The sequence below is a fragment of the Tepidibacter thalassicus DSM 15285 genome (genome assembly GCF_900129915.1).
Classification (GTDB): Bacteria; Bacillota; Clostridia; order Peptostreptococcales; family Peptostreptococcaceae; genus Tepidibacter; species Tepidibacter thalassicus.
Genome location: NZ_FQXH01000007.1, coordinates 19,612 through 44,946 on the forward strand (window position 1 = coordinate 19,612; position 25,335 = coordinate 44,946).

Sequence of the window (25,335 nt, forward strand, 5' to 3'; positions counted from 1 at the left end):
TAACTTGCTCCCTTCATTAGTATACATCATTAGCATAATCAGGTATATCAATCTCAAACATATACTGAATCTTCATAGTATTTGCATCAGTTTTTTCTACTGGTTGAGCTAACTTAGTGTGGGCTCCTATAGGCTTACTTGTTAACAATGCTCTAATTAAGAGATAGTTTTTTTTTCTTCCATAATACCTACTTATCCATCTATCTGTTCCTAAGATATTATAGTAATCAGTATAACTGGTATTATCAAATCCAAAATTCATCTTAGATGGTTCTAAAAGATTTCCTTGGGGTGTAATTACCTGATAAAAGCTAGTACCACCTTGAGTACCACTATAATATAAATAAATTCTATTAGCACTTCTATAAAAGTTATAAATTCGTACTCTTCTTTCAATGTTTCCACTATCCATTCCCTTAGTGGCAAACCAAGTTGAGTTACCAATTTTCGGTTTTAAATTCATATCTTGAATAATATTACCATCTGCATCTACTCTTACCCATCTACTTGTGTAGATGTTTTCATTATACTGTTCATCAAGTCTATAGGTATAACCAATAATATCAATACAACCATCTAAATAAACGCCTTCATCTGATACTTTCTCGTAATTAAATAATATGTTATAGTCTATATCTTTAAAAGATTGACTCATATTAACATCTACAAAGCTAAGTTGTACTCCAACTTTACTCCATTTATATATTCTAAGGTATCTTTCATTTGAAATATAATAGGTACAGTGACCAATAAAGATTAAATTTCCATCCTCTTGAATATAAGGACATACACTGCTTAAATAATCATATTGTCTAACTTCATCATTACTATCAGGAACTAATGGATTACCTTCAGAGTTTAAAAGTTTTACCACTTTATCCCAAAGCACTATATCATTTGTGCTTAAATCAAAAGGAATCATAAGCCAGTGGCCTTTTAAGTGTTCTGGGAATTGTACGTAGTTTGATTGAGTAACATTTGTTTCTTTCCCATCTAACAAAACCCAGCCTTTTGTAAGGCTAGTAAACTTTATTGTTCGTGCATAATTAAATAATCTATTAACAACCCAATATCTTTCAGGTTTTGTAGTGCTATCGAGATAATAATCTGTATCTCCATTTTCTCTACCATACAGACAAGGTCCTTGATAAAAATAATCCTTATAATTAGGATCTGATTCTCCCCAATAAATACTCTCTATTCTTCCATTAGCAGCATGAGTTGGAAAGTCAAAGACAAAATTTATCTTCATTTTATTATCAGTGACTTCAAATCTAGTTTCTGCCCTATTTATGGTACCTCTTTTAATATCATCTCCAGAGTATGTACTATTCCTATGGGCATACCCTATAACATTACCCATAACTCTTTGTTCATTTACATTTTCAGGTTTATCATAATCTGTTAAGTAAAGATAATTAAACCAGTTGTAGTTATAGGAATCTCTAGTATTTCCAACTCCCATTACACCATTTAGGAATTGGTTAATAAATGTATCTTTAAAATATAGGTCTGGTATTAGGTTTTCTGTATAAGCTTCTTTTACTTTTTTATTTGTTTTTTCATCAAAGAGCTCAATTAGTACTTTACCTTTTATTCCTGTGTCTTTTTTCTTCTTTTTATCTGTATAAATTTCTCCTGTTAAATAATCTTTATTGTAGCTTATAACTTCTCTTACAGCCATACTCTACCTCCTAAATAATAATATCCAAAGGAGAAGTATAATTTATTTTAATTCCTTTAAACTTACATTCATCTGTTTCTTCTCCTTTATAAAAACGAAATGCTAAGTATAATTCATCACCCATTTTAAATATTTCTTCATAGTGAGCTTCAGTTATTACTTCAAAATCTTCTTTTCTCATTCCTTTTATTGCAAAATCTGTATCATTTGTAATATCTACAACTTGCCATATTAGGTTAGTAATATCAAAAGCGTACCATGTGATTTTGTCTTTGCTTAAGGCGTACTGTAAATCACCAGTTCCACTAACAGTATCATCAATGGTAATTGAACTAATTGTTTGTTCTAGTATTCTTCCTGTGTTTTCTACTACTATTTTAGGAAGGCTCTTTACTGTTTCAATTAGTTTAAGACAAAAGTTTTCAGGGCTACTTACTACTTCATCTTCATTTGTAAAATAATAAATCTTAGGTCGCAAATCAACAAGACCTGCCCTACTTACTTTTAGTGTCTTCATTCCATAGTTTAAAAATATCTCATCGGTTAATTTGTCTGGTGTTAAATCCACTAGTTCCTGATTCTGTTCATCAATTATTTGAACTACTTCATACTGCTTGTTTGTTTCATTCCAAGCTTTCATTACTCCTTCATCTTCTATAAAATAGCGACTTTCCACAATATTTAAAATTAAATTGTCTATATACGCCCGGTCATCATTTTTACTTACCGAACCATCTTTATAATACTTCCAATGAAAGTTATGTTTTCCTTTTGGCAATGTTTTTGAAAACTTATTCCAACCAACAACTCCTGATTCTCTAATTTCTCTATTTCCATCAATATAAAATTCAAATTTGTCATAACTACTTTCAGAACTAACCCGCCAATAGAATTCTATATAATCTGTAGTAACTGTCAGATAAGCATTAGATTCTTGGCTATGAGAAATATCTTTACTTCCATAAGAATAATTTCCATCATAAGCCCTTTGAGTAGTTCTTTCCCAATCTCCTGTGAAATTAAATATCAATGTTTCCTTTTCAAAGGTTTCTATTTTAAGCATTTATTTTAGACACCACCTACTTTGATTAAACTTACTTCAAAATTTTCTAATTCCCTATATTGACTTGGGTCTGAAAACTGTACTGTAAACATAGCTCCTGTTCCTATAACTACTCCTGGTCCTCCTACTGTAGTTGGCTTTAGTTCTTTAATAGTAATATAATTATCTTCTTTCCAGTTTCCATCTCCTACATCTTTTAGCTCTTTAAAGTGTTTCACCCATTCGTCTGTAATTAGATTTAAGTAGAAATCTTCATTAGCCTTCTGACTAATTCTAGTGATTTTCATAGTAATTTTATTATCTGTTTTTATGTTTGTTGGGTCTTTGCTTAATGCTTCATTATAGCTTATCTGCTGTAAAATTTGCAGCTTATCATCTATAGGATTATTAATATTTACCTCCGTTTTTAAATTATTTTTATAACTTTGTATTTTCTTTATAAACAAAGAATATAGTACAAATTGCATAACTTCTGCCCTTGGTAGACTTGGACTTAGTCCCCCTTCTAAATTCCTTCCTTCTATCATTACTTGCAAATTGTTTTTATCAATATTAAATGTACCTTCTGAAGTTTTCATTTCTATTACAAAAGCATGATGTCCTGCTGTTACTTGAGGAATAGGAATAGTTAAATTAATTACATTTTCACCATTTGATAACTTTTGGCTAGGCTGAAACTCATAATATTGCCCATCTAATGAAAACTTCATAAAAAGTGTAAGATCTGCTGAAGCACTTCCGTTAATGATTAAATTACAAGTTAGGTTAGTATCTGCTAAAGTTGAAATACCTACTGCAATTGCTTGATAAAATGAAGTTGAACTTATTATAATTGCTTCACTATTTTTCTTTATAATAACTGCGTTTTGACTTCCTTCAATTTTGCTTTCCAGTTTTTCTATAATACTTGTAAAATCTAATTTATTTATTATTGTATTTAATGGATTCCCAAGCTCAATTTTAGTATTTATAGGTCTTAATAAATCTTTAACTATTTTTATAACACGTAATTCAGAGTAAATACCAAGTTTCTCATGTTTTACCTTTACTATATCTCCTAAACTTAACTTAAACAGATTTGAATACTCTTTATATTCTTTTGTTTTACTAAGTTCTAAAAAATCAACTTTAATATTAATAAAAGGATTAGAAATCTTTTTTATATACTCTTTAGCCACGTCTCTCAGTTGCTCTACATCTTTAATTCCTTGAAACTCTACTTTTCTTGTTATTGGATATGGAAGAAGATTTGTTATGCTACTATCTGCTTCTATATATCTTTCAGGAAGAACTAAATTGTTCTCTCCAATTGGATATATTCGTGTAGCGAATTCATTTATATCAACGATAGCCCTTAATCCTTTTATATTCTTACCGTATTTTATTATAATGTCTTTTGCTTCTCCCAACTTTTCTACTATTTCAATCTGATAGTTATTTCTCTTTAACTCCCCACCATATATTTCAAAAAGTTTAAAAATGGCTTCAAGGGCACTTACATTCCTCATTTTCACAGGATAAATGTTTTTTTCTGGCGCTGTAAATTCAAATATTACTTGTGCTTCAGGTGGTATAGTACCTTCTAAAGCTTCTTTCATGTTTGCATTTAAAAGATTTACTGCTTCTATAAAATAAAAAGTAAGGTCATAAAATATATGCCTTGCCCACACCTTTATTTTCCTTATAATTTTCTGTTCTCTCTCAATCTTATATATTCTAAAAAGCTGACCTTCTGCCTTTATAATATTAAATTCTATAAGAAAATTTGCTTTTTTAGAGTTTGCAGGGTATTCAATATATAAACTATATTCTCCATTAAGCTCTTCAGTTATTTCTGCTTTTATACATTCATCAAGTATTGCAAGTCCGTTATTATCAAAATTTCCTTTTCTAGTCTTCTTATCATAAACTATAATCACTACAACCACCGCCAGTTAGGGAGAATTTCTATCTTTTTTACATTTCCTGTCCAAGTAAGATTGTTCTCTGCTATTTTAAATTTTGGAAATTCTCCATTCATTTTAGTATTTAAAATGTTGCCTTCATCATCATAAGCATCTTGGATTATTGAGTTTATAATTATTTTATTAGTTATTTCTTTAAGTTCTATATGTTGTTCATTTATTTTTAGTAATATATCTCCATTACCATAAACTCTAATTATAGGCTCACTTTCAATAGTACCTGGATTAATTATATTACTACTTTCTGTAATCGTAAGTAGACTATTTTGCACAGCGTATTTAAAGGGTCTACAGCTAAAAAGAATTAAAAATCTTGAAGTATATGTAAACACCTGTTCAAAATCTATGCTATTGACAACTTGAGCTATATACTTTTTATCAGGCTCAAAGCTAAATATTAAATCACTTTCTCCTGCATTAAATAACCATGCTTTTATTTCATCAAGCTTTCGTACTAGATTCTCTTTTTCTTTTACAGCACATTCAATTCCTATTGTAATATCTTCAAATGTACTTTCATCATATTTAAGTCTTGAATGCCTCCCTGGAATATCTATATAAGATACCCTTCGCTTCGTTGAAGGGATGGTCGGTCTTTTTGCAATCAGTATTCCAAAGTCTAGATAACTATCTTTGCCATTAAAGTTAAAGCTTAACACTATTTTCCACCCCTTCCCATTGTTACTCTTTGTCTATAGAATTCTAGTTCATAAGCAAGTTGCTCAATGTCTTTATCTGCGTTATTATAAAAATTTTCTATATGAAGAGTAATTCCACTAGAAGTAGCACTTTCAGAATTAAAACTTTTATCTCCTACTTTTTTAAGAGCTCTTGCTAGAATATCATCTAGTCGATCGATTGGAAGTACTGCTTCTGTTCCCGCTTCACCAACTCCGATAACGCTTGGTCTATTAAAAATACCACCCTTTGCATACCAATTAACATGTACTTTAGGAACAGGAATACTAACACCAGCTATTTCTCTATGTGAAACTGAAAAATCAAAATGAGGTGTAGGAATATGGATATTTTTAAATGGTCTTACAATAGCTCTTGCTATATCCCTAAAAATATTACTTGCTTTTGATTTTAAATTATTCCATGTTTCCGTTAAGCTATTTTTAATATTACTCCAGGTATTTATCATTTTAGTTTTTATATTATTAACTGATTGTGAGATTGTATTTGATATACTCGACATCTTACCACCAGTAATTTTGTCAAGAACATTGAATGTATTTTCCCAAACAGTTTTGTATATTTCTGTATAAGTTCCTATTACACCCTTTATACCTCCACCATGTTCATTTATTTTACTTCTAATTATTTGCCATGTTTGTGATGTGTTTTCTTTCATTGAATTCCATTTTTCAGACATAGTACTTTTTATAGAATTCATCTTATCTTTTACATTATCGAATACACCTGATATTTTACTTTTTACTGTAGTTTGTATATTCCCCCATGCTTCACTAGTGCTAGTTTTTATATTATTCCATGTGCTAGTAGTTTTTTCTTTAACTTGATTCCATTTGTTCGATATACTTTCTTTTATATCATTAAATTTTTTACTTAAAAACTCTTTTAATTTTTTAGCACCTTCTTTAATCTTATCCCAGTTTTTAATTATCAAGTATCCTGCTACAACTGCACCTGCGATAGCCAAACCCCAAGGGCTAAATAAGCCACCTAAAAGTGGTTTTAAAAATCCAGCAAATTTAGTTGCTGCTGATGAAATAGATCCCCAATGCGTAATTAATTTGCCTCCGACTAACATCACATTGCCTATCGCCCCTGCGAATTGTCCAAATATGAGTAATATAGGACCAATTGCCGCAACTAATAAGCCTATTTTTACTATCAATTCTTGCTGTGCTGGACTAAGTGAATTAAATTTATCTGTCCATTCTTGTATTTTAGCAACTAGTTTTGTTATCATAGGCATTAGTGTTTCTCCTATGCTTATAGCAGCACCTTCCAAAGCTGATTTTAATTTTGTCAATTGACCTTGAAGATTATCTTGCATTGTTTTTGCCATTTCTTTTGCTTTACCTTTGCTTTCTTCTATTGCACTCGCTAATTTCATATAATCTTTTTCACTTGCATTTACTATAGCTAAAAGTCCTGACATAGCTTCTTTCCCTGCTATTTGTGCTGCATAAAATGCTTGTTGATCTGGTGTTAAATCTTTGAATTTTTCTCTTAATTCTTCCATTATTTGAATAAAAGGTTTCATTTTACCAGTAGTAGCATCTTTTATAGTTATACCAAGCATGTCCATAGCTGTTCCACTTTCCTTTGTCGGTTTAACCAACCTTGTCATAATAGAACGTAAAGCAGTACCACTATTTGATGCTTTTATTCCTGCATTAGCCATCAATCCTAACGCAAGAGCTGTTTCTTTTGCTGTATAACCTAAACTTCCTGCAACTGGTGCTACATATTTGAACGATTCGCCTAACATGCTAACATTTGTATTCGCATTACTTGAAGTTGCTGCTAATAAATCAGCAAAATCATTTGCTTCATTCGCTTTCATACCAAATGCTGTCATTGCATCTGTTACTATATCTGATACAGTTGCTAAATCTTCTCCGCTAGCTGCTGCTAAGTTCATTACTCCACTTAATCCATCAAGCATTTGTTCTGTTTTCCAACCAGCCATAGACATATATTTAAGTGCTTCTGCACTTTGGCTAGCACTAAATTTTGTTGTTGATCCCATTTCTAAAGCTTTATCTTTCAAAGCTTCTAAATCATCACCTGTAGCTCCACTAATAGCTTGTACTTCAGACATAGCAGATTCAAAATCCATTGCAGTTTTGACACTTGCAGCACCTATGCCAACAAGCGGCATTGTAACTGTTGTAAGTGATTTACCAACATCTTGCATTTTTTTGCCCACGTTTTGCATTTTAGTGCCTACAGCTTTTAGTTTGTTCCCTAGCTGTATCCATCTATTCTCTTGTATTCTAATATCATCATTAACCTTTTTTAGATCTCGTTCTAAATAATTTAACTTTGTCTGTGCATTATTATATTGAATTGCTAAATTCTGTGTAGCTTTAGCATCTGTGCCTTTTGTTTCTTTCGATTTTTCAAACGCTTCTTTAAGTGCTTGTACTTTTTGTTTCTGCAAATCAATAGATTTATTAAGATAATCAGCTTTTACTTTTAATTTATCTGTAGAACTTCCAAAGCCACTTAATGCACTGCTAGCATTTTTAAATTCTGATTGTACTACTTGTAATTGCCGATCAAGTTTAGTACATCTGTTTGTCTGCTGTTCTATTGTGTTATTTGTTTCTCTTAATTCATTTTCTAATCTTGATAGTTCTGCTTGAGCTCTATTGTATTGAATAGCAAGGTTTTGTGTCGCTTTATTATCTGCCCCTTTTGTTCGTAGACTCTCTTCGTATTTCCGTCTCAGCACTTCAACTTTTTGGCTTTGTATATCTATTTGTTTATTTAAACTTTCTGCTTTTAGTCGCAATTGTTCTGTAGAATTACCAAAATTACCTAATTTAACACTTGCTGCTTGAAATTCTGATTGTACTACTCTTAATTGTCTATTTAGTTTGCTAATAGAAGTGTTAAATCCAGTTGAATCCATACCTACCCTAACAACAAGACTACCTACTTCAGCCATTATCTCACCTCCCTATTCCTATTATAGAATTTGGTCAATATATGTTTTCTTCTCTTCAACATCTAATCCATTAACTTGTATATGCACCCTCCACAATGCATACAGTTTTTTAAGAGTGCATTTCCAAAACTCTTTTTCGCTCATTCCTAGAAGCACAGTAGCCATGTAATATAACCAATCCCAGTCCAACGTTTCATTGTCAGACTGGGATTCTAGTTTTTTTCTTTATTTTCTTCGTCACCATTAGGATTAGGCATAGCATCACTTATTGCTTTTGATATAATATCTACTACTTCATTAAGTTTTTCTAGTGTAATCATCTTACCTACTTCTTTTTCTGTAAGTCCTTCATCTTCATGTATTAATCCAGCCCAAAGCAACGTTCTTATTCCTTTCACACTACCCTTTTGCAATTCTTCAAATGCTTTCTGAATGCTGCCGAACCTATCTTCTAATTCACAAAATGAATTTAAATCAAACAATAAATGTCTTTCTTTATCCAATTTAATTTTTATGCCTACTTGCTTTAATTCTTTACCTTTCATTATTTACACCTCCAAATTTAAGGTAGGAAATTAATCCTACCTATGCTAATGTTGCATTTTCTTCATATACAGAATCAAACCATTTGTCAGCTAATGCTTGTGTGAATCCTGTTGTATCTTCATCTGCTGATACTTGCCATGCTTCGTCATATATTCTTTTTAAGAATGTTCCTTTTAGTTTTGGAGTAGAGAAATTGGCTTTATCCTCATTAGTATGATATTCTTCTTCAATGAGTGAAAATTTACCTTTGTAAAGCCATACATATTTATATTTTCCATTAGATTTTTTGCTTTTAAAACCAATCGCAACGTATGGTGCTTGGTCTGTTGCTTTTTTTACCAATGCACCATTGTTATCTATTGTATGTCCTTGTAAATCTGCAAGAACCTCAACTGGTAAATCTGATACTTCTAATTCAACACTAATCTCTCCTAAAGTTTCAACAGTTTCAACAATACCATCATCAGCATATAAACTATCAGTATTTGTTGATGGACTTATCTTTGCATCAATCGCAGGTGCTATCGGCTTTACTGTATCATATGTAACGCCTGTGTTATCATCTTTAACAAGTTTTGCGTAAACAAGATTTCTTAAACCTATTGTAGCCATAAATAACACTTCCTTTCTTAATTTTTAATTATTTTGAGCATAGAAAAAACGCATACTTTTATGATATACGCCTGTATCTTTCTCATATAAATCTATTGATGATGTTCTCTTAAATCCTACGTTTTCAAGTAGTTCTCTTGTTTGTTTTGCTATATCATTATAATTACCTTTACTCCAAATATCAATTTGAACATAAAACATTGTTTGTATTTCAACATCATCAGCAAACAACTCACCTTGTTCATTGTAACAGAAAAAAGTTATGTAAGTATCTTCGTTTCCGTTGTATTTTTGAAAGCAAACAGGTATTCCTAAGGGTTGTAATGTATCAATTATCAATTTATTTATCATAATCCCAACCCCTTTTTAAGTTCTTTTATTATAATCTCTTTTATTTTGCTTTTATTTTTCTCGTAAGCAGGGGCTAAATAAGGTTTTGCTGGCATTTTACTTGTCCCCCACTCAATAAATTTTCCATAAAACATTTCACTATTATCACCTTTTGTAATACCTACTTCCACATACTTCTCACCATTTTTAGTTTTAATATTACTTATTTTAAGCCCTTCTCTTAGTCTCCCTGTATCAACAGGTGCATTTGCTTTTGCATCTTCTAAAATCGGCTCTGCTGCTTTTTTTATTGCTTTATTTTCTATTCTACTTGTTTTATTACCCATTTCCTGCAATTTCTGCTCTAATTCCTTTAAACCTTCTAGTTTAAATTCAGCCATTGTTAACCACCTCGGCTATTAACTCAACAAACTTATTGTTAAAATTATAATTGTTTATATAAACAATATTATATAGTTTATTATTAAATCTAATTTTCATATCTGTGTTTAATTTAATGTCTTTTCTATATCTAATAAGAAATCGTATTTTGACTTTACTATAATCTGCACCTGCTTTAAAAACTTCTCTTCCACTCATATTAGATACTTTTGCCCAGCACTTACATACTTCTGTTTCTTGCTCTGTTGCAAAACCATATTCATCTTGCATTTGTTGTATTTCTACTATAGATATACGTTTATTCAGTTCGCCTATTTTTATATCCATAGTTACACCTCTTCTTGTGTATATTTTAACTGCAATATAATAGTCTCTAAGCTAAAAGCAAGTTTATCAGCTTTGCCAGTAACCTCTCTATTCTCGTACCAATGAGATACTAATAGCTTTATTGCTAGTTTATATAACTCTTTTGTATAGTCTTTATTTACACCTGCATTAGTTAAATATTCTTCTGCTGCAGTAATTAAATTATCTAATAGCATATCTTCTTCTGTGTAATCTTGTTCTAATCGTAGAAATTCTTTAACTTCTGATATATCCAATATTATCACCACCTATTAAAAAGAAGGGAGTACCCCTTCTTTTATACTACTGCTGTAACGTCAATTTTACCTCTTACAATCGCAGCACTATCCCATGCTTTATACTGCTCTCTTTCGATTACTCTTAGCTCTGTCCTATCTTTCCTAAATGCTGTACCACCAACATTAGTTGAAGCTATTTCATATCTTTGTCTATCAAATTTAATTACTCCCTCTTTAAAATCTCCAACATATATTGGCGCATATTTTGTAGTAGTTCCAGTAGTAGACAGTTGACTGTTAGGAACTACTATAACAGGTTTACCGAATAAGATTTTGCGTGTAGGTTGAGTTATATCATCTTTTAGAAGTGGTCTACCATTTTTATCTTCTAACGTATCAAGATATTGGAATCCATCTTGATTAGTAAGTATCTTAGCTCCTACAGCATGTATTGGATCAAGTGTAACATTCAAAGCTTTCTTAATAGCTTTGTAGTCAGCAAATGTTTTTTCACTTAAAGAATTTAATATCGCTAAAAATAATGTATTATTTGTTACAATAGATTTCTTGCCTATCCATTTTTTAAGATAGTTAATTATATTTTGGTCGCTATCTTTAAGTAAATCATTCGGGATTGGTAACCAACCAGCATATTTCTGAATTGTATAACTAATAGTCTCAAATTGTGGGCTTGCCATTTCATCTATATCAGCCGTATCATCAGTAATATTAACAAGTGGAGTCATAGTTGCTATCTTTTCAATTACCCTACTACCTGTAAGACTAGAAACTGGTTCAATTGTTGCAAGTTTAGATAAATCAATTAAACTCCTTTTATATTCGTTTATTTTTGTTTGTAAATCTTGTGGCACCAATAAACCACCATCAGCGTCAGTACTTTCTGATAAAGAGTTTTTGAATTCTAAAACTTCCCTGTCCTCAGCTGTTAACCTTTTACCCTTAAGTGCCTTAAAGAAAGCATTTTGGTATAATTGTTCCTGTTCTTTTTCATCTTTAATCTCTCCAATAGGTTTACCTGAAATATTTTGTGCTTCTAAAGCCTCAAGTTCATCCATAAGATCTAATTGATTTTTTAATTCTTTAGCTTCATTTACTTTATTTTTAGCTTCTGTCATTTTGTTTTCTTCCACGAGTTGTCTAGCTTCAGCCTTTAAAATTTCAATTTGATTTTTTAGTTCTTGTCTTTTCTTGCTCATTATTAATTACCTCCAATATTTTGTATTAAAAAAGAACCTTATATAAGGTCCAATTCAATCAACAATTTTTCTTTTTCTAAATTTTTGTTATTATCAATCTGCTTTTTCTCTATTGCAAATAACTTCTTTATAGCTTCATTAGTGCTATTCACTATTGCAAATCTATTATAAGCAAAATCTTTGATATTACTTACTTCTATTTGCTTATCTTCATATAAAACACCATCTGCAAAACCATTTTTAACTGCTACATTAGCACTCATCCAAGTTTCATCATCCATCATGCTAGATATTTTATCTCCAGATAACCCTGTCTTATTCACATATGCATTTACAATAGTTTCTTTTACAGCATCTAGTATTTCTGCTGTTTTTCTCATTTCTCTCATATCACCACTAGCAATAGTGAGTGGATTATGTATCATCATAATTGCAACTGGCGACATAAGCACTTCATCTCCTGCCATGGCAATTACAGAAGCTGCAGACATAGCTTTTCCATCAATTTTAACGGTTACTTTGCCTTTATGCTCTTTAAGGGCATTATAAATTCCTGCTGCTGCAAATACATCCCCACCATAACTATCAATCCATACTATTATATCTTTCCCTTTGTATTTACTTAATTCATCTTTAAATACATTTGGTGCAGTATGCTCAATTTCAAACCATTCATATATCCAAGCATCATCATTACTTACAATTTCACCTTCAATTCGCAATTCAACACTTTCTGTATTATCCTTTTCATTTTTTATGGTCGCAAAATTCCAGAACTTCATTACTTGTCACCCCCCTTCTCATATGCAGCACCAGCTTTTTCAATAGGTGTCATAGTTCCATTTACAAGCAGTTGGTCACCACCTTCTTTGGGCTCTAATTCTTCAAGTGCTCTTACTTCATTAGGTGTAATAAAACCTGCTTGAATGCCTATTCTGTATGCCTCGTATCTTGTTTTTATATCACCCCTTAAAATTACATCTGCATTAAACTTCATATAGTAGCCTTGCTGTATCTCTTTTGTAGTGAAAAGCTTATATGTAAGCTCGTCCTCATACATTTTTAAAATAGCCATCAGAGTATCCGTATAAAACTCCCTGTTAGCTTCACTAGTGCTTGCATAACTTGCTTTTTGCAAATCGTTCACCTGATGTAGCTTTATGCCATATGCTGCAGTCAATTGCCTAATCGTCAAATTAGTATTTTCTAAAAACTGCGCATCCGTCATTTTTAAACTAATAGGCTGATATTGAAAGCCTATTGGCAGTAAACTAACTTTATTTGCATTTTTAAGCCCATTTGACATCTGCTCAAACTTTTCTCTAAATGTTTGTTCAGCCTTTGAGTTCAAATCTCCTACATATTGAATTATTCCTTTGATTTGCATGCCATTTTTATAGCTATTATTAAGAAACATACTTGAACTTTTAGCATTCTCTATACTATTTCTAAGAGTTTCAATAGGGTTTATGCCAGCTATACCATTAGTTGTAAGCCCTTTGAAATGTAGTAAATCAGTAGATTCTATTCTATATTGATGTCCTAAATTATCAGTAAATACATACCAAATTTTATTTTTAGAGCTTAGCAACCCTACATCATCAACATATATCTTCACTTTTGCGCTATCCAAAGGATATAAGCCTAAAATAGTACCTGCTTTTCTGCCTACTTTTACTCTGTCTATCCAAACATAAGCATTTCCATAGATATTTCTTTGAGTTTCTATACACTTCCAAAAATCACTTGCACTCATATATGGGTTTGGTCTCAATTTAAGCATTGAATATAGATAATGTTCCTTAGCTTTTCTTGTACCATTGCTATCCTTGTATACTTTCAAAGGGAGTTTACTTACAGTCTCTGCTAAAATTTTAATGCAAGTATAGACTGTAATTTCATTCAAAGAGTTTTTACCACTAATATTCAATTCATCTGTACTTAATCCCATTTCTTCTAACCATTGCGAAAGACTTTGCAAGCCATCAATAGTTTCATTCTTAAAAACTTGTTTTTTTCTGCTAAATATCAATATTTATCACCTCCTTAGAGGATATTTACTAAAATAAATGCCTAGTCCAAACAAAGTAACTCCAGTAGCATATAATCCTGCTATTTTAGACAATAAAAAAGTAGCTATAACTATTATTGTTAAGCCACCTAAAATCAATATATCTTCAATATATTTTTTTATAATTTTCATTCTATACACCCCATAACTTATTAAGAAATTCTATATCCGCATATTTATTTACATCAATGCCCGTTTGTTTATTATTCATCTTCATCATTATCTTGTGAATATCTATAGCAGCATCTATTGGGTCAATTCTTTCCGTTCTGTGCTCTTTATCTATTTTTATTTCTCCAAAACTATTTCTAGTAATTACAGCATTGACACCGCAGAATTTAAATAATCCATCTTTCTTATTGTATTTTACAGTACCATTATCTACACTTAATTTAAAATCTTCTGTTGGAGTGTTTAGAGATTTAGCTGATTGTTTTATTTCTATACAATCAACCCCAAAACTTTCTAAATCACTTAAAAAAGCGTCAGCATTATGCGGGTCATAAGCTATTACTTTAAGTTTTAAATCATATTTTTCAATAAGTTCTTTAAAATAACTTATTATATATTTATAATCCGTTTTAATTCCTCCGAGTGTCTCTGTTAGAGTTATTAATCCTTCATTTGCCCATACGTCATATGGTGCATTATCTGTTCTAATATGTTCGGCTAACCTCATTTTAGGCATGAAAGAATGCTGATGAAAAAAATATGCAGGTTCTCCATTTTCTAAGAAAAGAAATTCTAATACTCCTGAAGTTAAATCTCCTCCACTGGATAAATCTAGCCCTAATCCACACTCTTTACCTCTGAAATCTTCTAAAGTTAAATCGCAAGCACACTTTTTCCAGTTATCTATATTAAGATATTGATTATCAGAATGTTTGTACCAAATATTAAGGGCTTTCGTTAAAAAATCTCTTAGGTCACTCCCCCCCATATCTTTTGCAGTCTTCCCTACAGCTATAAGATTTTCTAAGTCTTCTTTATCTTTACAGACTAAAGGATTGGCTTTAACCCAATTTTGCGGATTCCAAATATCATCTTCTTTATCCATCTGTGCTATATAAATAAATTGCTTATCATTGCTGAACACTCCTTCTAAAACATTCTTGCAATATTCCCAAAGTTTATAACATGGACTATTAAGATTAAACCCAGCAGTAGTTATAACGGATATCAAACTTTGTTTCATCTTTCTAGTTCCACCTTCAAGCAATTTATACATCTGATTATCTTTATGGGCATGGTATTCGTCAACTATTCCCAAAAGCGGCCTAAATCCATCTATGCTTTTAGTATCTTTCCCTAAAGCTTTAATGGTCGAATTAGTTATAAGACAATCTATTGTACTCTCATATTCTTTTATTTTGAATAATTCTTTTAAATCGTTATCCGCATTTATAAATTTAACTATCTCTTTGAAAACGATTTTGGCCTGATCCATTTTTGTTGCAGTACAATATATCTGTCCATACTTATACCCATCAAAATTACCATAGTATGTTGCAAGAATACCATTAAGAAATGACTTACCATTCTGTCTGCCTAATTGTATATATGAGTTTCTAAATCTCCTGTAACCAGTACCTTTAGTTACCCACCCGTTGATTGAGCCTAAAATAAAATCTTGAAATCCTTCCAATTTTACAGGTGTCTCTTCTTCGCCTTCAGCAATTGTGAGTGTTTCAGCGAAATCTATTATTTTAAGTGATTTTTCAATATCGAATTCATATTTGAAAGTTGCTAATTTACTTCTTTCTAAATCATCTAAATGTCTTTGACAAGCTAATCTTACATACCTTCCAGCAAATTCTCTGCCTTCAATAACATCTTTAGCATATTTGGTAACTCTATCTATCACATAGAATCACCTCACATAAATTTAGCAAATTTATTTTTAGGTTTTTCATCTTCACTTTTAGGAATTACTAATTTACATCTACTAGAAATAGTTAACCCTAAATCTCCTGCTGCTTGTCTTGCCATTTTAAATAGTTTCTCTTGCATAAGCAATAAACCGTAATATTTTTCATTTTCTGGACTCATTCTAATAGCTTTCTTAACTACCTTTTGATACTGATATTCTGCTATTAAAAATCTTGCTAATGCTTCACAATCTAAATTGCTCATTATGCCAATATTAATAAGTTCTTTAGCTATACGATTAAATTCTTCTTGCAATTCCTTAGGCAAGTAAGAAGGCGACTCAACATTATCTGCTGGAGCTTTTACTTCTGTATTTTTTCTCTCCTCTATTTCCTTTTTAGTCAAATGTTTTTTTCCTTTAACTAACAGTAAATCAGTTGGTTGTCTTGGTCTTGCCACCCATTCTCACCACCTTTCAAAATTTTTATTTAGGGAATTTCTGCGGAAGAAAAGAGGGCACGCGGTCTTGAGCCATTTACTTAAAACTTTTTCAATCCCCCCTACCCCTTTACTGCAACGAATTAAGTTCTAACATCTTAATTACAAACCTTCCAATAACGTTCTCTAGTTCTTTTTTAATATCTTCTCCATTATTTTCTTTTTCTTTTAGATTTAATAATTCATCTATAATATCAACCGCTTCTTTAAAAGTGTTCCTCATTTTTATTAATTCTTTTACATCATTCATTTTATTTCAACTCCTTATGTCTTTTCTGATGACAACTCTCACATAAACATACTAAGTTATCTACATCTAATCTTTTATCCCAATCTTGTTTAATCGGCACAATATGATGTACTGTATCGTAAGGTGTTATTCTATTTTCCTTTAAACAGTCCTGACATAAAGCATGGTCTCTAACTATAGCGACTTGTCTTACTTTTACCCATTCTGCACTATGATAGAATTTACTATACTTAATGTTATCTTTGCTATATCTAACATGTCTATCATATTGCTTATTGCTTTCTCTTCTTTCTTGCTCATACTTCTTCTCGCATTCTTTGCAATACTTTTGATTGTAGTCTATTATTTTTCCACATGCACAAGTTTTCTTTAGTGCCATCCATCTCACTCCTGTTTTTTTCTTTTATACTATTTCAAAAAAAGAAAAAAGCCTGTTGGGGGTACAGGCTCTTAATATTAAGGAGCAACTTTTGTCCATTAGCGACTATTCGATCTTGACCCAAGCAAAAACCTCACGATGCCGGTCTTGTTGAATATTGATGCTAATTTTTATTTCCTTTTCAATAGCAGTTAATGAAAAAGTGTATGAGCTTGTCTCATTTCCTGCTAAATAGTGGATTTCTTATTTACTATTATATCTCATAGTTTAAGCTATAAAGTTTCGTTTTTGTTTCAACTTTGTTTCACAAAAATTATAAAACTTTGCAATATCTTTAACTATATTTTTTCTTCTTCTTGATTCTGTTGCCTTGCTTGTATTTAATCTTATACTTATTTCATCTAAAGTTTTTTCATGTCCATATTTATATTCTATAAAATCTTTTGCTTCATCTGATAATTTAGATAAAATATAGTTCATATCTGATATTCTTTCTTCCATTAAAGTTACTTTTGTCTTCAATTTTAATATCTTCTTTACTGTTTTAACAAGTTCTTCCTCTATTTTTTCAATTTCTCTAACTAATTCTCTTTCTACTAAACTATCTGTATTGCTCGTTTGAACATTTATTCCATCATAATTAACAGCTGAAATACTTACTTTTAAAGTTATATCCGTAGTACTTAGTATATATTCAAGTCTATTTTTCTTACCTTCTAAAGATATTATTTTATATTTAATCCTTTCTATCTCTTTTTTATCCTTAAAATATCTATATAACATTCCTTCTATTTTTCTAAAAACCTCATCTGTTATCATTTTTTATATCACCCCTTTTTCTCTAGCTTATTTTCTTTAGTTTCCTAAGTACATCTTCTCCTAACAAATCCCCTATAGTAATTTTTATATCTGCTTTTTTATTAAGCTTTTTAATTTTTTCCTTTTTCATATCATAATCTTTTCTTACCTTTTCAATTTCTATAGCCATACTTTTACTCATTTTATATATGCAGCTAGATTTTATATATTTATCACATGTTTTTCTTAAACTGCATCTTTTGTTATAGCACATTTTCTCACCCCTTATGCATATAAGGCTCTTAGTTATATTTTAAGAGCCTTATATAAATTACTATTCCACTTCTTCTATAGTTACTTTAAATGCCTTACCCCTAAGCATTATAAGTCTTACAGCTTGTCCTATATCTGATTCTGGAATATCAAACTTAACTCTCATTCCATCATTTCCAGTATTAATAGCACTTTGTATTTGTGGTATAGATGCCATAAATTCAATTTTGTTATTCATTTAAAATTCCTCCCCTTATTATTTATTTAATCTTTTATTAACTCCATCTATAAGCTTCTTGCCTTTTCATTACCCAACTTCCTTAATGTCTATTTCAGTACGAGGATTATTTTTATCATAATCTCCTTTTAAAATTAAATCTATATTATTAAAGCTATCATCTTCTAATACTCCTGATTTAACTAATCCATCTAAAAGAAATTTACCTGAATAGTTATCTGGATCATGCCTTCTTCTATCTTTAAAATAATATGTAATCTTAACTATTGCTTTTTTTATAGGAACAGGAGGTTTGTTTTTAATCCCTGCCCTTACTAACAATTCCCACTTTTGCTTTTCTACTCTATATTTTTGAAACGAATGACTATTTCCCATATATTTATTATTAGAAGGTGGTATATCTTTAATTATTACTTTTATTTCCTGCATAACTCCTCCTAAAACTTAACTTCAAATTTCCCTGGCTTAACTTCTACATCTAAACCTTCTATTTCTAGCACCTCACCAGTCACTTTATTAATTATCTTTCCATCTGCTATTGTTAAATTCTTCTTAAGCTCTCCCCAAGCTAAATCTTCTTTAGTTTTTATATACTCTTTATATCCTTCTAACTTTTTAATATTTTCTAGAACTTTTTCTTTATCTACTTTAAAGTCTTCTTTATCTTTTTTTAAAATTAATTTCCCACTTGGTAAACTATAAGATTTTTGAGTTTTAGTTTCCTTCATTTTCACAGTCTTAACATATTCTCTTAGTTTAGCTTCAAAGAATGATGTTTCATTCTCCATTTTCTTTTTTTCTTGTTCGAGAGCTAATTTGATTTGTTCTATTTTAGCAAGTGCTACCTTTTCAAATCTTTTATATTTCTTCTCTAGCTTCTTTTATCTTTTCAAGTGCCCAATCAGCAGTTAAATCATTTTCTATCTTCCAAGTTTCTTTTTCTTCCTCTTTTACTTCTAAAAACATATCTGATAATCTAAAATTTTCATTCATTTTATTTTCTTCCTCCAATCTATAATTATTAATATTCTTGCTAATCCTTTACCTTCTATTGTATTTTCTGTTTCAACCTTTCGTAAAGAATAAGGTATGTACCCTATTCTTCATATCCCATTAAAACTCTATAAGCTAAATAACTATTACCATCTGCTAATTCTTCTATTGCTCTATGATGTCTATCCAGTAATTCCCTATGTTCTAAAATCAATCTATATAAGCCTTCAATACCTAGTTCTCGTGCTTTTTCATCTATCTCCTTTTCCTCTATCTCTATTTCTTTTTCCCACTTTTTTTCTTGCTCTAATCTGAATTTCAATAGCTCATCTTTATATTCTTCAAAACCCTCAGTATCTTCTATGTCCCAACATGGATCATCTAGCCAACCTTTTTTTAATTTTTCAACATCTGTTCTTATCATTTTTCTTTCTACCTTTGCTTTCATCTTTACCTCCCTATTATTTTAACTAACTCTCTATCTGATACATTAAGTATTTCTTGTGCTGCTTCTTTTTTAGTGCAATTTGTATTTTGTTCTATCTTAACTGCTAAGTCTATAATATCTACTTTAGTAATTTGCATTTACTTTCAGCTCCTTTTGTCTTTTTATAGCTTTAAGATAATGTGTTCTATAATTTCTAGCAGCAACTTCACTTATGTTATATTTTTTAGCAAGTTCCTTAGCAGTTAATCCTAGTCTAATATCTACTCTCATTTTTCTTAATTTCTCTTTACTTTTCATTAGTTCTTCCCCCTCAAATAATCTTATTACATTAAACAAAATTCCCATTTTACTTTCTTTTAAGCTCCTATCCTAACATTAACCTCTGGTATCCAATTTTTTATAAAATTAAAAGCCATGGCATAATCCTTTTTAAGTATATCTCTATAACTAGGAACTCCTAATCTTTTCTTTATATCTCTGTGTATAGCTTGAAAATATTTATTTTTATATATTTTATATGCTTCCGTTTCCTTTCCACCAAGCAATTCAATAATTCTGCATTTTACAGCAAACTGTATCTCTTTAGCTTGGTTATATGTAAGAGTTATTTGAGTTTCTACTTTTTTATCTACATTTTCAATTTTCTGATTTAGTTCTTGTTGAGATTCTATAAGAAGCCCTATTTGCTGATTCATCAATTTTAAAGCTTCAAGTGAATTATTGGTAGGAACTAATATAGCTTGTCTTCTTCTTAAAGATTTCAATATTTTTCTAACCCATGATCTAAACTCTTTTGCTTTTTCTGTTTTTGCTAACATTGTTACTTCATAAATTCCATCTTCATTGAATACTCTTGTTTCTCTAATTCCTGCTTCCGTAACCAAATTGATTACGGAAGAAAACTCACTATTTTTAAGGTGCTCATTTCTATTTACTAAATTCCCAATGCTTACTCTAGGATTTGAATAATCTAATGCTTGTCCTAATTGTTCAGCAGTCATAAATATTTCATCATTACTACCTTGATAAAAATCACATTTTACAGTTCCAAAATTTTCACTTCTTACAATTTTAAAATTCTTCATTTTCCCATCTCCTTTCTAGTTTTTCTTCTCATTGAATTTACTCCTATCAAAGCTGGCACTCGTTCTGTGCTGGTTTTCATATTTCTATATTTTTCAAGCTCTTCATCAGATAATTTATAAGTTACAAGGCTATTATCTACAAACTCTTTTACTCTCTTAGCATGTTCAACTTCCTTTTCCCAAGAAATAATTCCAGTAAAAGCATCTTTCATCACTTTTAATCTCCCCTTTTATTTTTAAATAACTAATTTGTATAACCTATGATTAAGTTTTTCTCCTACAAACTCAATGGTTCTATCTTCACACATTTGAATTATTCTACTTCCAATAGCTTCATCTAAATCCAAAAGTTTATTTACTGTATATTCACTAGATACTATAATCGGAGCTCTTTTTAAATACCTGTAATTAATAATTTCAAACATAACTCTTGCATCTGCATCATTTAAAATTTCATTTCCTAATCTATCTTTGTATGTTGCTTTCTTGAATAGATCATCTATAAGAAGTACACTAGCATTTTTATATGGATTGATAGCATTTGAATAATTTATTTCATCATTTGCTACCTGTTTAATTTTCACTATATCTTCTCTATATTGCATATATAAAACTCCTATATTTTTGCTCATTAGATTATTGGCTATTGCTATTGATAAATGAGTTTTTCCTGCTCCAACTTGTCCCAAAAATGCTATACTGTTCTTTTCTGTATTTCTTATTTCATCAAATTTTTTAATATAATTTACTGCTTTTTTCTTAGCTTTTTTCAAAATATCTATCCCTTTATCACTATAATTTCTAAAACTCTTTTTTCTAAAAGCTTCAGATATTCCACTATTTTTTAAAATTCTTTCATATTGCTTTCTCTCTCTGCACTCACAAAATACCATAGCATCAAGTTCTGAATTATATATCATTTCTCTATCCTTACACTTAGGGCAGTTAAAAGATTCCGTTCTCTTCCATCCATCTATCAAGTTCTTCTCCTTCAAGTTCTGCGAGTTCATCACTGATTTTTGACTTTGGTAGCTTGTATCCTTCAAAAGTGCTTCCACTCTCTTTTTTAGCATCATCTCTATATCCATTTCTTACAATTCCTCCCCCTTGTTTTTTACTGTTTTTTCTATCTTGATAATCTCGTATATGAGCTTTAACTGCTTCTAGTGTAGTTAATCCTTTAGAATGCCAATCTTGAAGTAGTCTTTCTATATAACTTAAATTTCTACCGTTCCTCTTTACAGCTAGTCTTATAGCTTCAATAATTACTCTATAATCTATTTGTAAATCTTCTAAGTAATAAATTATTTCCTGAACTTCTATAGGTGTAATCGGATGTATGTTTTGATTAAATGTTTTTATTATTTCTTTGAAACCTTCATCATTTTGGTATGGTTCTTGCTTTTCTTCTTTTTCTTTATTTATTATATTAGTATTATTATTTAGTATTATTTCCGTGCAGTTTTTTGACATCTTGCTGTCTAGTTTCTTTACAACTTGCTGTCTAGTTTCTTTACAACTAGTTTGCAAGTTTCTATCAATCTGTTGATTTTCCTCATTTTCTTCCTGTTCAGTTTTTTTACTTCTAGTTTTCAAGTTATTGTCAATCTGTTGATTTTCCTTTCCTTCAAGTATGCTTATTAAATATTCTGCCGAATCAAGAATTTTAAAATATCTAGTCGCGGGAACTCCTTTTATTTTAAAATCAATTAAATTTAATTCTTTTAATTTTTTTATAACTTTACTTTGTTGATACTTACTTAACGTTGTACTTTCTTCCATATCTTCTATTGTGCTGTAAAAGTAACCTTCTTCATCTAGTTGTTTTTTTTCTAAGAAGTAAATATATTTGCTTAATAATTCACTATAAAAAATAGTTTCTTGAAGACCTATTTCTTTTGCTAATTTTTTATTTATAGTTATACTTCCATCTGATCTAAGTAAATTTATGAGCATTGTCATTCCTAGTTTCATATTTTCACCTTCTTTATTAAACTTTTTGTATAAAATCCGTTAATCTTGTACATAATTTAAATAAATACAATTTTATATAACTTTTAGAGAAATGGAGAAATTAATATCTCCACTCCCCCATTTAAATATTTTCACTTTCACTACTCCCACCAATTCAGCTCAGGTTCGGTGGGAGTTTTTATTTCTAACACTCCATCTACTTCTACAAATTCCAAACCTAAATCTTAATGTTCTATATCTTCTAAAAGTGATAATCTATCTATAGGATCCATGGCAACCGCTCCTAACTAAAAGTTTTACTTATATTTTTTTGACACGATATACATAATTCTTTACCAAATTTATTTTTAGAAAATATTGATACAGCTTGATTTATTTCTGTTTTACACTCACTACAAATCATTTTGTTTTCTGTAGTTTTTGAAACATCTTGTCCCATTGATTCATTGTTTGGTTCACATGGTTCCAGTATTTCGATTTTTTTCTCTCCTCCTCTTTCTCTTTCTTGAGCTGATTGTGTTTCTTCACCCATTTGCTGATTCTCGCCATCTCCTCCGCCATGGCATTGAAAGGGCAATTCTCCATCTTCTACAAAATCATCTTCTGTATAATCAAAGTTCTCTTCATCTATCAAATTCGCATCCATAAATCCTTCTGCCGTAATCTTTTTCACACATCTGTTATAAGCTCTTGTTGCTGCCATTACATCTAAAAAGCCATGTATTGTGCTCATTTTTACATTTTCTTTATTTGCTATAGCAGTTTCACTTACCTTAAGTCCATCTCCAAATATTATTATGCATTTATTCAAAGCAGTTCCTTTTGGAGTTGTAAATGCTGCCATATCATAATCACGTTCTTTTAAAATTTTGTCCAATAATTGAGGCGGTAAATTTAAAAACTTTTGCATTTCTTCCGGTCCTTCATGTGCATAAGATACTGGTATACTTAGTATTGCTTTTATTCCACCTCGTTTATTTGCTACTTCTTGAAGTTTTAAACTTAATCCACCTTTACTTATATATGGTTTTCCGCCCATGTTTACCATATAAGGAGCCATTCCTTCTATATTTAATATTCCTTCATAACTGCTTATTTTTTGTAGTGCTGCCATGGCGTTTTTATCCTTTTTAAATTCAGTTAAATTATTTGACATTTCCCATACCCCCTATGCTAATATTTCAATTTCTTCACTTTCATTACCAAGCTTGTCCTCAAGCTTTTCTATAGCTTGTACACTTAAAGTAAGTAATCTATACATTTCAGTATCCTCTAACATGAATCTTTTTTGATTAATCATCATCTTTAGTTGCTCTAAAGTCATTTTCATCACCTCGTTTTTGTGATATAATTTGAGTACGTTAAATTTTTCAAATGTTTTTAATTAAAGCCTTTCAAATTGCGAGTTCGAAGGGCTTTTTCCCTTTTTGCCACCTCGTCTTTTAATTTAGAAACTAACTCTTTTGCTTTACAGCTAAAAACTAAACCCTCTTTTAAAACCTCAAATTCCTTATTTTGCTTTATGTTTGTAATAACATACATTTGCTACACCTCCTTCCTATTCTTGTTTAGTTCATCTTCTAATTTTTTAAAAACTTCATCTAAAACTTCTAATGGATATTTATTTTTTAAAATTCTTATAAAAGCTTGAGCTTTTCTTCTTTCAAATTCTTCTAAATTTTCTTTAGCTGGTGGCACAACTGTAACTTTTTTTATTCTGTTCACATTCACATCACCAACCCTCCTTTACAAATTTTATGAATTTTAAAATTTGTCCTATTCTATTATCATTTCAAAAATCTCATTGAAGTTGTTTAATATTTCTTTAGCTTGTATTTTAGCACCAGTCCAAAACCAAGTATTTTCGCTTTTCCCTTTATTTCTTTTAATACATTCTTCAGAATGACTTATTTCTTGTAGAAGGCTTTCTTTAAACTTTAGGAATTTTTCTTTTTCCTTTTTAGTCATATAAATAAATCGCCTCCCAACACTTACCACTATTTTTGTAATTGCTTATATGAGATAATATAGTTAAGCAGTAGATTGGCCATTATACAATTTGTATAGTTTTGTGTTAAAAAAAATTTCATCTATTGTAGAATCAAATAGATCAGCAATTTTTTTTGCTAATTCTAAGCTTGGGTTTCTCTCACCTCGTTCAATCATTCCATAAAATACAGGTGTTATTTCTAATATTTCTGCAACCTCTTGCTGTGTAAGATTATTTTTCTTTCTTAATTTTTGTAATAATTCTCTTTTCATAGTATACCTCTTTTCTATACATTTCGTATATACGTCAAGTGTTTTTATACATTTTGTATGTGTATGTTTTAAAAAACTATACAGAATGTTATAATTCAAATATAAAATAAATTATTATAAACAAATTGTATATAATATCTGGAGGG

At 30.2% G+C, this 25,335-nt stretch carries 38 protein-coding genes; all 38 read right to left on the bottom strand.

The features are described 5' to 3' along the window. Positions 1–16: 16 nt before the first annotated feature. Positions 17–1,684, bottom strand: a complete 1,668-nt coding sequence (locus tag BUA19_RS03050) for a hypothetical protein (protein ID WP_072723559.1) — start codon at positions 1,682–1,684, stop codon at positions 17–19. Between the two features lie 10 nt (positions 1,685–1,694). Continuing rightward, the gene (locus BUA19_RS03055) at positions 1,695–2,747 is read right to left on the bottom strand and encodes a hypothetical protein (protein ID WP_072723561.1); all 1,053 of its coding nucleotides are present in this window, start codon (positions 2,745–2,747) and stop codon (positions 1,695–1,697) included. A 5-nt stretch (positions 2,748–2,752) separates the two neighbouring features. Beyond that, on the bottom strand, positions 2,753–4,666 hold the full coding sequence (locus tag BUA19_RS03060) for a phage tail spike protein (protein ID WP_072723563.1): 1,914 nt from the start codon (positions 4,664–4,666) through the stop codon (positions 2,753–2,755). Continuing rightward, positions 4,666–5,370, bottom strand: coding sequence for a distal tail protein Dit (locus BUA19_RS03065; protein WP_072723565.1), 705 nt, complete (start codon positions 5,368–5,370; stop codon positions 4,666–4,668). Before BUA19_RS03065 ends, BUA19_RS03060 begins: the two co-directional genes overlap by 1 nt. Continuing rightward, positions 5,370–8,360, bottom strand: coding sequence for a phage tail tape measure protein (locus BUA19_RS03070; protein WP_084601920.1), 2,991 nt, complete (start codon positions 8,358–8,360; stop codon positions 5,370–5,372). The genes BUA19_RS03065 and BUA19_RS03070 overlap by 1 nt, the downstream gene beginning before the upstream one ends. Before the next feature lie 212 nt (positions 8,361–8,572). Further along, the gene (locus tag BUA19_RS03075) at positions 8,573–8,905 is read right to left on the bottom strand and encodes a hypothetical protein (protein WP_072723567.1); all 333 of its coding nucleotides are present in this window, start codon (positions 8,903–8,905) and stop codon (positions 8,573–8,575) included. Positions 8,906–8,945: 40 nt separating this feature from the next. Further along, a complete protein-coding gene (locus BUA19_RS03080; protein ID WP_072723569.1) occupies positions 8,946–9,518 on the bottom strand; it encodes a major tail protein in 573 nt (190 codons plus the stop codon). Positions 9,519–9,542: 24 nt separating this feature from the next. Continuing rightward, positions 9,543–9,869 carry a hypothetical protein gene (locus BUA19_RS03085; RefSeq protein WP_072723571.1) on the bottom strand — a complete coding sequence of 109 codons (327 nt, stop codon included), beginning with the start codon at positions 9,867–9,869 and terminating at the stop codon, positions 9,543–9,545. After that, positions 9,866–10,249, bottom strand: a complete 384-nt coding sequence (locus BUA19_RS03090) for an HK97-gp10 family putative phage morphogenesis protein (RefSeq protein WP_072723573.1) — start codon at positions 10,247–10,249, stop codon at positions 9,866–9,868. The genes BUA19_RS03085 and BUA19_RS03090 overlap by 4 nt, the downstream gene beginning before the upstream one ends. Continuing rightward, the gene (locus BUA19_RS03095; RefSeq protein ID WP_072723575.1) at positions 10,242–10,577 is read right to left on the bottom strand and encodes a phage head closure protein; all 336 of its coding nucleotides are present in this window, start codon (positions 10,575–10,577) and stop codon (positions 10,242–10,244) included. Before BUA19_RS03095 ends, BUA19_RS03090 begins: the two co-directional genes overlap by 8 nt. 2 nt (positions 10,578–10,579) lie before the next feature. After that, positions 10,580–10,861 carry a head-tail connector protein gene (locus tag BUA19_RS03100; protein ID WP_330388984.1) on the bottom strand — a complete coding sequence of 94 codons (282 nt, stop codon included), beginning with the start codon at positions 10,859–10,861 and terminating at the stop codon, positions 10,580–10,582. A 32-nt stretch (positions 10,862–10,893) separates the two neighbouring features. Next, entirely contained in the window at positions 10,894–12,051 is a 1,158-nt protein-coding gene (locus BUA19_RS03105) for a phage major capsid protein (RefSeq protein ID WP_072723577.1), read from the bottom strand. Between the two features lie 38 nt (positions 12,052–12,089). Next, positions 12,090–12,833, bottom strand: a complete 744-nt coding sequence (locus BUA19_RS03110; protein WP_072723579.1) for a head maturation protease, ClpP-related — start codon at positions 12,831–12,833, stop codon at positions 12,090–12,092. Beyond that, positions 12,833–14,083 (bottom strand): phage portal protein, encoded by a 1,251-nt coding sequence (locus BUA19_RS03115; protein WP_072723581.1) that lies wholly within the window; start codon positions 14,081–14,083, stop codon positions 12,833–12,835. The genes BUA19_RS03110 and BUA19_RS03115 overlap by 1 nt, the downstream gene beginning before the upstream one ends. A 6-nt stretch (positions 14,084–14,089) precedes the next feature. Next, positions 14,090–14,254: a hypothetical protein gene (locus BUA19_RS11660; protein WP_178137439.1), complete on the bottom strand. Its 165-nt coding sequence runs from the start codon at positions 14,252–14,254 to the stop codon at positions 14,090–14,092. Position 14,255: 1 nt separating this feature from the next. After that, positions 14,256–15,986, bottom strand: a complete 1,731-nt coding sequence (locus BUA19_RS03120; RefSeq protein ID WP_207645966.1) for a terminase large subunit — start codon at positions 15,984–15,986, stop codon at positions 14,256–14,258. Positions 15,987–15,997: 11 nt separating this feature from the next. After that, positions 15,998–16,450: a phage terminase small subunit P27 family gene (locus BUA19_RS03125; protein WP_072723584.1), complete on the bottom strand. Its 453-nt coding sequence runs from the start codon at positions 16,448–16,450 to the stop codon at positions 15,998–16,000. A 109-nt stretch (positions 16,451–16,559) separates the two neighbouring features. Further along, positions 16,560–16,739 (bottom strand): hypothetical protein, encoded by a 180-nt coding sequence (locus BUA19_RS03130; protein ID WP_072723586.1) that lies wholly within the window; start codon positions 16,737–16,739, stop codon positions 16,560–16,562. Position 16,740: 1 nt separating this feature from the next. Further along, entirely contained in the window at positions 16,741–17,118 is a 378-nt protein-coding gene (locus BUA19_RS03135; protein ID WP_072723588.1) for an HNH endonuclease, read from the bottom strand. 267 nt (positions 17,119–17,385) lie between these two features. Then, entirely contained in the window at positions 17,386–17,937 is a 552-nt protein-coding gene (locus BUA19_RS03140) for a hypothetical protein (protein ID WP_072723590.1), read from the bottom strand. Between the two features lie 22 nt (positions 17,938–17,959). Then, a complete protein-coding gene (locus BUA19_RS03145) occupies positions 17,960–18,190 on the bottom strand; it encodes a hypothetical protein (protein WP_072723592.1) in 231 nt (76 codons plus the stop codon). A 60-nt stretch (positions 18,191–18,250) separates the two neighbouring features. Beyond that, the gene (locus BUA19_RS11665) at positions 18,251–18,427 is read right to left on the bottom strand and encodes a hypothetical protein (RefSeq protein WP_178137440.1); all 177 of its coding nucleotides are present in this window, start codon (positions 18,425–18,427) and stop codon (positions 18,251–18,253) included. A gap of 69 nt (positions 18,428–18,496) precedes the next feature. Then, on the bottom strand, positions 18,497–18,856 hold the full coding sequence (locus BUA19_RS03150; protein WP_072723595.1) for a RusA family crossover junction endodeoxyribonuclease: 360 nt from the start codon (positions 18,854–18,856) through the stop codon (positions 18,497–18,499). 8 nt (positions 18,857–18,864) lie between these two features. Then, on the bottom strand, positions 18,865–19,257 hold the full coding sequence (locus BUA19_RS03155; protein ID WP_084601921.1) for a host-nuclease inhibitor Gam family protein: 393 nt from the start codon (positions 19,255–19,257) through the stop codon (positions 18,865–18,867). 28 nt (positions 19,258–19,285) lie between these two features. Then, the gene (locus BUA19_RS12000; protein ID WP_278280445.1) at positions 19,286–19,420 is read right to left on the bottom strand and encodes a hypothetical protein; all 135 of its coding nucleotides are present in this window, start codon (positions 19,418–19,420) and stop codon (positions 19,286–19,288) included. Between the two features lie 103 nt (positions 19,421–19,523). Further along, the gene (locus BUA19_RS03160) at positions 19,524–19,868 is read right to left on the bottom strand and encodes a hypothetical protein (RefSeq protein WP_072723599.1); all 345 of its coding nucleotides are present in this window, start codon (positions 19,866–19,868) and stop codon (positions 19,524–19,526) included. 2 nt (positions 19,869–19,870) lie between these two features. Then, a complete protein-coding gene (locus tag BUA19_RS12005) occupies positions 19,871–20,005 on the bottom strand; it encodes a hypothetical protein (protein ID WP_278280446.1) in 135 nt (44 codons plus the stop codon). Next, entirely contained in the window at positions 19,992–20,165 is a 174-nt protein-coding gene (locus BUA19_RS11670; RefSeq protein WP_178137441.1) for a hypothetical protein, read from the bottom strand. Before BUA19_RS11670 ends, BUA19_RS12005 begins: the two co-directional genes overlap by 14 nt. Before the next feature lie 59 nt (positions 20,166–20,224). Continuing rightward, on the bottom strand, positions 20,225–20,953 hold the full coding sequence (locus BUA19_RS03165; protein WP_072723601.1) for an ORF6C domain-containing protein: 729 nt from the start codon (positions 20,951–20,953) through the stop codon (positions 20,225–20,227). After that, on the bottom strand, positions 20,950–21,168 hold the full coding sequence (locus BUA19_RS03170; RefSeq protein WP_143145361.1) for a hypothetical protein: 219 nt from the start codon (positions 21,166–21,168) through the stop codon (positions 20,950–20,952). The genes BUA19_RS03165 and BUA19_RS03170 overlap by 4 nt, the downstream gene beginning before the upstream one ends. A gap of 21 nt (positions 21,169–21,189) precedes the next feature. Further along, complete coding sequence (locus BUA19_RS03175) at positions 21,190–21,933, bottom strand: ATP-binding protein (RefSeq protein ID WP_242939229.1); 744 nt, start codon at positions 21,931–21,933, stop codon at positions 21,190–21,192. After that, on the bottom strand, positions 21,899–22,927 hold the full coding sequence (locus BUA19_RS11895) for a DnaD domain-containing protein (RefSeq protein WP_072723607.1): 1,029 nt from the start codon (positions 22,925–22,927) through the stop codon (positions 21,899–21,901). Before BUA19_RS11895 ends, BUA19_RS03175 begins: the two co-directional genes overlap by 35 nt. Positions 22,928–23,210: 283 nt before the next feature. Beyond that, positions 23,211–24,083, bottom strand: coding sequence for a hypothetical protein (locus BUA19_RS03185; RefSeq protein WP_072723609.1), 873 nt, complete (start codon positions 24,081–24,083; stop codon positions 23,211–23,213). A 12-nt stretch (positions 24,084–24,095) separates the two neighbouring features. Next, entirely contained in the window at positions 24,096–24,251 is a 156-nt protein-coding gene (locus BUA19_RS11675; protein WP_178137442.1) for a hypothetical protein, read from the bottom strand. 56 nt (positions 24,252–24,307) lie between these two features. After that, the gene (locus BUA19_RS11680) at positions 24,308–24,469 is read right to left on the bottom strand and encodes a hypothetical protein (RefSeq protein WP_178137443.1); all 162 of its coding nucleotides are present in this window, start codon (positions 24,467–24,469) and stop codon (positions 24,308–24,310) included. A 3-nt stretch (positions 24,470–24,472) separates the two neighbouring features. Next, entirely contained in the window at positions 24,473–24,658 is a 186-nt protein-coding gene (locus BUA19_RS03190; RefSeq protein WP_072723611.1) for a hypothetical protein, read from the bottom strand. A gap of 45 nt (positions 24,659–24,703) precedes the next feature. Beyond that, positions 24,704–24,895: a hypothetical protein gene (locus BUA19_RS03195; protein WP_072723613.1), complete on the bottom strand. Its 192-nt coding sequence runs from the start codon at positions 24,893–24,895 to the stop codon at positions 24,704–24,706. A gap of 63 nt (positions 24,896–24,958) precedes the next feature. Beyond that, complete coding sequence (locus tag BUA19_RS03200) at positions 24,959–25,189, bottom strand: helix-turn-helix transcriptional regulator (protein WP_072723615.1); 231 nt, start codon at positions 25,187–25,189, stop codon at positions 24,959–24,961. Between the last annotated feature and the right edge of the window lie 146 nt (positions 25,190–25,335).

What these genes read in the sequence shown, in the direction of transcription:
- BUA19_RS03055 (WP_072723561.1), bottom strand. Translation starts at nt 2,747, where the DNA reads ATGCTTAAAATAGAAACCTTTGAAAAGGAAACATTGATATTTAATTTC.
- BUA19_RS03165 (WP_072723601.1), bottom strand. Translation starts at nt 20,953, where the DNA reads ATGAAGAATTTTAAAATTGTAAGAAGTGAAAATTTTGGAACTGTAAAA.
- BUA19_RS03130 (WP_072723586.1), bottom strand. Translation starts at nt 16,739, where the DNA reads ATGAATGATGTAAAAGAATTAATAAAAATGAGGAACACTTTTAAAGAA.
- BUA19_RS03090 (WP_072723573.1), bottom strand. Translation starts at nt 10,249, where the DNA reads ATGGCTGAATTTAAACTAGAAGGTTTAAAGGAATTAGAGCAGAAATTG.
- BUA19_RS03080 (WP_072723569.1), bottom strand. Translation starts at nt 9,518, where the DNA reads ATGGCTACAATAGGTTTAAGAAATCTTGTTTACGCAAAACTTGTTAAA.
- BUA19_RS03150 (WP_072723595.1), bottom strand. Translation starts at nt 18,856, where the DNA reads ATGCAGGAAATAAAAGTAATAATTAAAGATATACCACCTTCTAATAAT.
- BUA19_RS11670 (WP_178137441.1), bottom strand. Translation starts at nt 20,165, where the DNA reads ATGAAAAGTAAAGAGAAATTAAGAAAAATGAGAGTAGATATTAGACTA.
- BUA19_RS03050 (WP_072723559.1), bottom strand. Translation starts at nt 1,684, where the DNA reads ATGGCTGTAAGAGAAGTTATAAGCTACAATAAAGATTATTTAACAGGA.
- BUA19_RS03145 (WP_072723592.1), bottom strand. Translation starts at nt 18,190, where the DNA reads ATGTGCTATAACAAAAGATGCAGTTTAAGAAAAACATGTGATAAATAT.
- BUA19_RS03195 (WP_072723613.1), bottom strand. Translation starts at nt 24,895, where the DNA reads ATGACTAAAAAGGAAAAAGAAAAATTCCTAAAGTTTAAAGAAAGCCTT.
- BUA19_RS03185 (WP_072723609.1), bottom strand. Translation starts at nt 24,083, where the DNA reads ATGTCAAATAATTTAACTGAATTTAAAAAGGATAAAAACGCCATGGCA.
- BUA19_RS03105 (WP_072723577.1), bottom strand. Translation starts at nt 12,051, where the DNA reads ATGAGCAAGAAAAGACAAGAACTAAAAAATCAAATTGAAATTTTAAAG.
- BUA19_RS12005 (WP_278280446.1), bottom strand. Translation starts at nt 20,005, where the DNA reads ATGCAAATTACTAAAGTAGATATTATAGACTTAGCAGTTAAGATAGAA.
- BUA19_RS03160 (WP_072723599.1), bottom strand. Translation starts at nt 19,868, where the DNA reads ATGAAAGCAAAGGTAGAAAGAAAAATGATAAGAACAGATGTTGAAAAA.
- BUA19_RS03075 (WP_072723567.1), bottom strand. Translation starts at nt 8,905, where the DNA reads ATGAAAGGTAAAGAATTAAAGCAAGTAGGCATAAAAATTAAATTGGAT.
- BUA19_RS11675 (WP_178137442.1), bottom strand. Translation starts at nt 24,251, where the DNA reads ATGACTTTAGAGCAACTAAAGATGATGATTAATCAAAAAAGATTCATG.
- BUA19_RS03110 (WP_072723579.1), bottom strand. Translation starts at nt 12,833, where the DNA reads ATGAAGTTCTGGAATTTTGCGACCATAAAAAATGAAAAGGATAATACA.
- BUA19_RS03135 (WP_072723588.1), bottom strand. Translation starts at nt 17,118, where the DNA reads ATGGCACTAAAGAAAACTTGTGCATGTGGAAAAATAATAGACTACAAT.
- BUA19_RS11660 (WP_178137439.1), bottom strand. Translation starts at nt 14,254, where the DNA reads ATGAAAATTATAAAAAAATATATTGAAGATATATTGATTTTAGGTGGC.
- BUA19_RS12000 (WP_278280445.1), bottom strand. Translation starts at nt 19,420, where the DNA reads ATGAATGAAAATTTTAGATTATCAGATATGTTTTTAGAAGTAAAAGAG.
- BUA19_RS03085 (WP_072723571.1), bottom strand. Translation starts at nt 9,869, where the DNA reads ATGATAAATAAATTGATAATTGATACATTACAACCCTTAGGAATACCT.
- BUA19_RS03095 (WP_072723575.1), bottom strand. Translation starts at nt 10,577, where the DNA reads ATGGATATAAAAATAGGCGAACTGAATAAACGTATATCTATAGTAGAA.
- BUA19_RS03070 (WP_084601920.1), bottom strand. Translation starts at nt 8,360, where the DNA reads ATGGCTGAAGTAGGTAGTCTTGTTGTTAGGGTAGGTATGGATTCAACT.
- BUA19_RS11680 (WP_178137443.1), bottom strand. Translation starts at nt 24,469, where the DNA reads ATGTATGTTATTACAAACATAAAGCAAAATAAGGAATTTGAGGTTTTA.
- BUA19_RS11895 (WP_072723607.1), bottom strand. Translation starts at nt 22,927, where the DNA reads ATGAAACTAGGAATGACAATGCTCATAAATTTACTTAGATCAGATGGA.
- BUA19_RS11665 (WP_178137440.1), bottom strand. Translation starts at nt 18,427, where the DNA reads ATGAATAACAAAATTGAATTTATGGCATCTATACCACAAATACAAAGT.
- BUA19_RS03140 (WP_072723590.1), bottom strand. Translation starts at nt 17,937, where the DNA reads ATGATAACAGATGAGGTTTTTAGAAAAATAGAAGGAATGTTATATAGA.
- BUA19_RS03200 (WP_072723615.1), bottom strand. Translation starts at nt 25,189, where the DNA reads ATGAAAAGAGAATTATTACAAAAATTAAGAAAGAAAAATAATCTTACA.